General features: G+C 42.3%; 5 protein-coding genes and 1 tRNA gene. 3 read left to right on the top strand and 3 right to left on the bottom strand.

Annotated features, from left to right (window positions below; genetic code table 11):
• Positions 1-190: 190 nt before the first annotated feature.
• Both FC24_RS04975 and FC24_RS04970 read right to left on the bottom strand, forming a co-directional pair.
• Positions 191-263: transfer RNA gene (locus tag FC24_RS04975), tRNA-Ala, on the bottom strand.
• A 202-nt stretch (positions 264-465) separates the two neighbouring features.
• Positions 466-3,015, bottom strand: coding sequence for a LysM peptidoglycan-binding domain-containing protein (locus tag FC24_RS04970; protein ID WP_057873782.1), 2,550 nt, complete (start codon positions 3,013-3,015; stop codon positions 466-468).
• A gap of 406 nt (positions 3,016-3,421) precedes the next feature.
• Between FC24_RS04970 and asnB the strand changes: the two genes are divergently transcribed.
• Positions 3,422-5,317 (top strand): asparagine synthase (glutamine-hydrolyzing), encoded by a 1,896-nt coding sequence (gene asnB / locus FC24_RS04965; protein ID WP_057873781.1) that lies wholly within the window; start codon positions 3,422-3,424, stop codon positions 5,315-5,317.
• Between the two features lie 288 nt (positions 5,318-5,605).
• Here the strand turns inward: asnB and FC24_RS11470 are convergent, their stop codons facing one another.
• Complete coding sequence (locus tag FC24_RS11470) at positions 5,606-5,779, bottom strand: hypothetical protein (protein ID WP_157059088.1); 174 nt, start codon at positions 5,777-5,779, stop codon at positions 5,606-5,608.
• A gap of 61 nt (positions 5,780-5,840) precedes the next feature.
• Here FC24_RS11470 and FC24_RS04955 point away from each other — a divergent pair, with 61 nt between their 5' ends.
• Both FC24_RS04955 and FC24_RS04950 read left to right on the top strand, forming a co-directional pair.
• Positions 5,841-6,095 (top strand): metal-sensing transcriptional repressor, encoded by a 255-nt coding sequence (locus FC24_RS04955; protein ID WP_057873779.1) that lies wholly within the window; start codon positions 5,841-5,843, stop codon positions 6,093-6,095.
• 147 nt (positions 6,096-6,242) lie between these two features.
• Positions 6,243-7,589 carry an FAD-dependent oxidoreductase gene (locus tag FC24_RS04950; protein ID WP_057873778.1) on the top strand — a complete coding sequence of 449 codons (1,347 nt, stop codon included), beginning with the start codon at positions 6,243-6,245 and terminating at the stop codon, positions 7,587-7,589.
• Positions 7,590-7,785: the final 196 nt, after the last annotated feature.

Raw genomic sequence — 7,785 nt, 5'->3', positions numbered from 1 at the left:
GGCCTAGTACTTTTGGAATGGAAATACTTTCCAACACCAAAAATTCTAGACCCAATAATTAAAGCTAGCTGCCACATGAAGGTGTGATAGCTAGCTTTTTTGGTTTTGGGCGGATGTGAGTTTTAGGGAAAAGAAAAAATCCGGTAAATGTTGTGATCACAACGTTTACCGGATGATGTTAGTTTATTTATGGATCCAAACGGACTTGAACCGTCGACCTCCTGCATGCGAAGCAGGCGCTCTCCCAACTGAGCTATGGACCCAAATCACTACCCAAACATTATAGCACAACTCATTAGGGTTAGTGAAGGTGCCATGAAATTTTTTGCAGAAAATCAGTTGAATCTGATTAATTTGATTGAAAAGAGGACAATGCTGATCGTTATTTTCATCAGACGTAAAAAACACACCTTAGCAATTGCTAAAGTGTGTTTTTTCGCAATACAGTTTATGATTTAGAGATGCTTAGAAGCTTAATTTTTGGCCGACGTAAATGACATTAGGATTGCTAATACCATTTTTACGTGCAAGTTGCTGTACTGTCATGCCATGTTGTGCAGCGATGCTAGAAAGGCTGTCACCGCTTTTAATGGTGTAGCTCTTACCGTTGCTCAATTGAGTTACCGTTGAGCCTGTTGCTGCACGGCCAGAAAGGCTTAATTTTTGACCAACATAAATGGTGTTGGCATTTTTAATGTTGTTCCGGCTAGCTAAAGCTTGGGTAGTGGTGCCGTGACTGTACGCAATGCCAGAAAGGGTATCGCCACTTTTGACGGTGTAGTAGCGACTAGAGCTGCTGGTATGGCTGCTAGAACTGCTACTGTCGCTGATCACTAAGCGTTGACCAACATAGATCAAATTAGCATTTTTAATGTTATTCTTGCTAGCTAAAGCTTGCGTAGTGGTGCCATGACTGGAAGCAATGCCGGATAAGGTATCACCACTTCTAACGGTATAGTACTTCGCTGAGCTAGAAGAATTCGAATGATTAGATGAGCTGCTTGATTTTGAAACGTTCAAGACTTGGCCCACGTAAATCAAGTTCGGGTTGCTAATATTATTTTTGCTAGCTAAAGACTGGGTCGTGGTTGAGAACCGGTTAGCGATGCCAGAGAGAGTATCACCGCTTTTAACGGTATAGGTGCTGGCATTTGAATTGCTGTTTGAGCTATTATTGCTGGAACTGCCGCCACCAGTTGTAATGTCTGTCGCGCCGTTAAAGGCTAATTGGTCCCATTTAGTTAAGTTATAACTATTGATAATGCTCATTAGCGTGTTACTGTAGTTCGGGTCCGTTGCGTAACCATCTTGGCGGATCAAATAAGTTGCCGTAGCTGCATCTTTGACACCAATTAAATTACTGTAACGTGAGTTTTGTATTAAGAAACGACCGTGGTCTTCAACACTAGCGGAGTTATTTGGATAAACTCGGAATTTGTCATAAACTGTTGCCCAATAACCATACCATTCAGAAGTTGGTAGGGAAACAGACTGACCGTTGTATGAACCTTTGATCCCAAATAAGTTATGGTAATTAGCGGCAAGACTGGATTTGCCCCAGCCACTTTCGACGATTGCTTGTGCGGCAGTCAAAGAAGGTAAAATGCCGTATTTCTTCCAGCCAGCAATGGCACCTGCTGCAATGCTATCCAAAAATGCGCGGTTTGATGCGGATAAGTTGCGATAGCTGGCAGTTAATTTCGAAATTTGTTGTGAAATGCTTGCCGTTGTTGCTTGGGTGCTAGCTGCGGTTTTAGTAGTTTTTAATGCAGCATTTTTATTTGTGTCTTTAACTGTCCGCTCGGATTCTGCCTGAGTTGCAGCTTGTTGAGCTGTTGTATCAGTATTGTCCTTTTTAGCAGTAGTTGATTCAGATTTGTCAGTTGCTTTTTCAGTGCTTTCAGTTTTAGCATTGTCTGCAGTTTTATCAGCAGTTTCAGCTTGCTTTTCATCATTTACTGTTTGATCAGTTTTATCAGCTTGATCTGACGTTTTATCTGCAGCTGTGGTGTCTTCGTCAGTTGTTGTTTCAGCATCTGCATCAGCGGTGTCATCTTGTTCAACTGTTGCTTCGTTGCTGTCATTAGCTGTTGTGTCATCAGTTGCTTGCTCAGCATCTGATTTGACTTGCTTACTGTCATTGTCAGTTTTAGCAGCGTCATTTTCAGTTGTCTGAGTCTGATCAGTTTGGTCAGTGTTGGTCTGATCACTTTCGTTAGTGGCATCAGCTTGCGTTGTTGCATCAGTATCCGCAGATTCAGCTGTACGATCAGCTTTTTGAGCTTGGTCTTGTGTTGTCGTATCAGCGTCATCAGCTGCAGTGGCTTGCGCATCCTCAGTCTTTTGATCAGTGGCTTGTTCAGCTTGCTGATCTGCTTGTGCGTTAGTTGCCTGGCTGGTGGTGTCGGTTGCATCACTAGTTGCGGCACTGGCTGCGTCATCTTGTTGGGTTGCAGCTGCTGTTTGATCATCTGTTTGTGCTGCTTGACTAGTTGCTTGTGTGTCAGTAGCAGCACTGGCTGTATCGGTGTCATCTTGTGTTAAAGCAGATTCTAAAGCCGTCTTGCCATTTAAAAGATCTTTAGCGGCTGCGCTTTTAGCAGTAGCAACAGATTTGGCCGCGTCACTAGCAGCAGCGGATTTAGCTGCAGCAGAAGCAGCTTGGCTTTTAGCGGTTGCAATGCTATCTGCCGCACTTTTAGCAGCGGCGGAAGCTTTTTCAGCACTAGTTGCTTCTGTGCTGTCACTGTCATCAGCAGCAGAATTGGCGTCGTCGTTGTCTTGTGCTTTATCCTTGCTGGATTTCAATGTCGCGGTTTTACCATTTAAATCGGTGGTATTGTCCGCATCTGTTGTTGTTTGGTCATCCTCAGTGTCTGTTGCCGCGTGGATGGTATTTTGCGTACTGAATAGCCCCAAACCAAGGGTTAAGACTGAAATCCCGGTGAAAATCCAGGTTTTTCCAGCCTTGTACATTTTGTAATGAATCTTCTGTTCATTTGTGCCTTTTAACATGAATCTAAGTCCTCCCAAATTTCCAGCCAACCTGTATTGCGATAAGAATTGGTTAAAATTTATAAAATATTAAAGATAATTAAATTATGGTTAAATATCTACTACCACATATATATAAACTAGCATTTCCTGAAAATGGTGTCAACGCTGACAACATTACAGTTTGGTAACATTTAGTTATTGTAAATGAAAAACAGCGGTTTTGTCCATTTTCATGAATTAAACAAAAATTAATTTTCTGCAACATGGCTGATTAGCGTGCCAGTAAATGCTATAATGAAAGGCATAATTTGAAAACAGTCGGCAAATAGCATAATGCGTGCGTACTGGCGGTTTAAGCAACCTTAGTGTACCGGCGGCAGTGCAGTGCTGTTTGAAAGAGCAATGAAATGAAAGAGGAATTGATATGTGCGGAATTATCGGGTTTGCTGGCGGTGACTTAACCGTTGATGATAAAAACCTGACGTTGGATAAGCAGGTTGAAGTCATTAAGCACCGTGGCCCTAATGATAAAGGCAAGTATGTCGATGACGATGTGGCGTTAGGTTTCCGGCGGCTGTCAATCATCGATTTAACTAATGGTAAACAACCTATTTATAATGCGGACGGCAGTAAGTTAATTGTTTTTAACGGTGAAATTTACAATTATCAAAGCGTACGGGCAGATTTAGAAGATAACTTAGGCTACCAATTTAAAACGCAGACGGATACTGAAGTGTTGCTCCATGGTTATGAAGCCTGGGGTAAAGACGTTTTGCAGCGGATCCGTGGTATGTTTACGTTTTTCATTTGGGACACTAAGAAAAAAGAATTATTTGGTGCGCGGGATTTCTTTGGCATTAAGCCACTGTATTATACCTATTTAGATGATGGCACGTTTATGTTTTCTAGTGAACTGAAAACATTTATGAAGCACCCTAAATTTAAAAAGCAGCTGAACAAAAAGGCGCTCAAACCTTATTTAATGAATCAATATAATGATTTAGACGAAACTTTTTTCAAAGGCGTTTACAAATTTCCGGCCGGTCACTATTTCATGTGGCGTGACGGCCAGGTGGATATCGAGCAGTATTGGGATGCGGAATATCAAGAGAATAATTTAAGTTTCAACCAAACGGTGGAGGCCATCAATAAATCGGTAGAAGAATCGGTTAAATTGCATCATATCGCTGATGTTCCAGTCGGCAGCTTTTTGTCCGAAGGGGTGGACAGTAGCTATGTCACCAGTATTTTAAAACCAGAAAAAGTGTTCAGTGTCGGATTTGACGAAACTTATAATGAAGCTGGCCGGGCCAAAGTGCTGGCGGATCAGCTGGGACTTGAATTTCACACTACTACCGTTCACGGTGAAGAAGCGTTCAAAAAGTTTCCTTTGATGCAATACCATATGGATGAACCAGATGGTAACCCTAGCTTGATTCCGCTGTGGTTTTTGTCAGAAATGGCGGCAAAAGAGGTAACGGTGGTGCTGTCTGGTGAAGGTGCCGACGAAATGTTTGCGGGTTACGTCAACTATGGAATGCACTCCCATAACGAAGTGATTAAAGTGTTTGCAGAAGGCTTGCGCAAACTGCCAAAAGGGACACGTTACCGGTTAGCTCGCCGCATTAAACGTGGGCGCAACTTTCACGGTAAGGTTCATTTGTACACCCGGTTAGCTAAACCTAGTGAATATTATGTGGGCGAGTCGGTGATTTATACCTTTGAACACCCGACCATTTTTAGTAGCCAGGAAGCAAATGGTCTGTTAACAACGGATTATCAAAGTAAGCGCGATGTCAGCAGCAATTACAAACGTGACTTTAAAAAAGTAAAAGATGCGGATGAAGTCAAACAAATGCAATACATTGACTTGCATCATTTCATGGCGAATGACATTTTGCAAAAGGCGGACAAAATTTCGATGGCGCACAGTTTGGAACTGCGGGTGCCGTTTTTGGACCGTAAAGTTGCCGAACTGGCAAATAGTATTCCTAGCAAGTATTTGCTAAACACTAAGGATACAAAATACGCATTCCGCCGTGCGTCAGAAAAACATTTAGGCAAAGAATTTGCCAGTCGGCCAAAATTAGGCTTTCCAGTGCCAATCCATCAATGGTTGCTAGAAGACAAATTTTACCAAAAAGTCCGGGAATTATTCAGTCAAGATTTTGTCAAACAATTTTTCGACCAAGATAAAATTTTAACGTTGCTAGACGAAACACACGTCGATAAAAAAGACGGCCGCCGCCAAGTCTGGGTCATCTACACCTTCCTAGTGTGGTACCAAGACTACTTTATCGACTTGGATAAATTTCAGTAAAAAAAGAGCGCAACAGAAGCCGGGTAACTGTTGAGCATTAGCTCAGCTTAGCAGGAAATTTGCAAAGCAAATTGACAGCTAAGCGTGGCTAAGCGGAAACAGTTGGCTTCTGTTGCGCGTTTAAAAGGGCGATGATGATTACTGCAGAGGAGCGGGAGCTTCTGAGTACTAATGTAAACTGGCAAATCATTTGCAAAGTGAATGATTTGCCAGCTGTAGCTACTATTCCGCAGAAAAGGAAGATTTTCGTACCGAAAATCTCTGATGCTTCAGACGTTGACCATTCAACTATGGCGAAAACCGCCAAGTTGAAACATGGCAGCCAGAAGAAGCTGCTTTCTGTTGCGCGTTTACTGTAGTGATGGCAGACAAATTAGACTGCCCGCTAGAAGCGCACACCACGACCATCACGATAAATACCAACGGATCACGACAACCTGTTTGCCGTGGTCCGTTTTCCATTATAATGGGAGTGGTAGATGCTTAAATAAAAGAACGATGAAGAAAATTAGGAGGCAACTAAATGACTAACGAACAATTATTAAACCGACTGAAGCGGGCAGAAGGACAGTTGCGGGGGATTCAAAACATGGTGCTCACCCAGCGCACGCCACAAGATGTTTTAATCCAATTAACTGCCGTTCGCTCGACCATTGATAAAACCATGCGTTTAATTTTGGCGGCCAATGTTCAAGCAGCACTGACGAAGACTGAACTGTCACCGGAGACGCAAAAGCAAGTTGCTACAGCGCTAGCTTTGATTGAGAAGATACATTAACTGTAACACGTCACGAAACAAGAATTAAGATTGACAGCGCTATTTTTAGCCCGCTAATTATGGTAAAATTGATTCAAAATAGATAGCCAGTGTCGATTATGAACTAATATTAATTGGTATAATTTACGAGAATAGGATGAATTGTAAATGAAAGTGATCATCATTGGGTGTACGCATGCGGGTACGGGTGCGGCGCAACAGATTTTGAAAACCCATCCTCAAACACAAGTGACCATTTATGAACGCAACGATAATATTTCATTTTTATCCTGTGGCATCGCCCTTTATTTAGGCGGCACCGTCAAATCGTTAGATGACATGTTTTACGCGACGCCAGCTGATTTGGCGCATTTAGGTGCAAAGGTTAAAATGAAACACGATGTCTATCAAATTGATGTGGCTCACAAACAAGTTTTGGCAGAAGATTTAGTGACTGGGAAAAAATTTGCTGATTCATATGATAAATTGATTTTAACAACTGGCTCAGTGCCGGTGATTCCACCGATTCAGGGGGTCAGTTTACCTAACATTTTAATTTGCAAAAATTATGCTGACGCAACGAAAATCTATGAAACGGCTAAAACTAAGCACCATATCGCCATCATTGGTGGTGGTTACATTGGTGTGGAACTAGCGGAAAGCTACAGTAACACTAACCATCAAGTGACTTTGATCAATGGCATCCACCCACTTTTAGGGCATTATGTGGACCATGAATTTTCTAGTAAGGTCGCAGCAGATCTAACGGAACATGGGGTGGCTTTAAAACTAAATGAAGTGGCACTGAAATTTGATAGCGATGCTGATCATGTTTACATTCAAACGGATAAAACAGAACACCAAGCTGATTTAGCAGTGGTGTGCGTGGGTTTTCGTCCCCAAAGCGATTTAGCCCAGGGCCAGTTGACATTAAATTCAGATGGGTCGATTTGTGTGAACCGTTACATGCAAACTTCGGATCCGGATGTTTACGCTGCGGGTGATGCGGTGGCGGTTCATTTTAATCCCACACAAAAAGCTGCTTACACACCTTTAGCTTCAAATGCCGTTCGCCAAGGTCTGTTGGTGGGAATGAACTTATTTGGCCACAAACTGGCTGATATTGGGACGCAGGCGACCTCTGCCTTACATTTGTATGGCAAAACATTGGCTTCCACTGGCTTGACGCTAGCTCGTGCCCAAAAACATGGGTTTAATGCTGCGGTAGCGACGTTAACGGACAATTATCGGCCTGAGTTTATGCCATCAACGTTACCACTTGATATGCGCTTAGTTTATGACCGCGACAGTCACAAAATTTTAGGTGGCCAGCTTTACAGCCAATATGACGTTGCGCAATCAGCCAATTTATTGTCAGTTTGCATCCAAAATCAAAATACTATTGAACAACTGGCCTTTGTGGACATGTTGTTTTCACCCTATTATGATCGGCCGTTTAATTATTTGAACCAATTAGCTTTAGTTGCGCTGGCACAAGAAGGCGTGACAAAATAAATAGTAGGACAAGAAGGTCGGAAACTATAGTTAAAGTTTGAGAGTCGCTCGGAATTTTTTTGTTGAATTCTGAACGACTCTTTTATTGCTAAGTATGAGCAAACCGTGACTTTAGTTAAAATTATCACTTTGGCAAATGTTTCTATATGGCAGATTGCAAGAAATAACTTGAACAAATTTAGTAACGCAGATTACG

The organism is Loigolactobacillus rennini DSM 20253, assembly GCF_001436505.1.
Classification (GTDB): domain Bacteria; phylum Bacillota; class Bacilli; order Lactobacillales; family Lactobacillaceae; genus Loigolactobacillus; species Loigolactobacillus rennini.
Note: the sequence above shows the minus strand (reverse complement) of the source record. Positions and strands in the feature narration are given on the sequence as shown.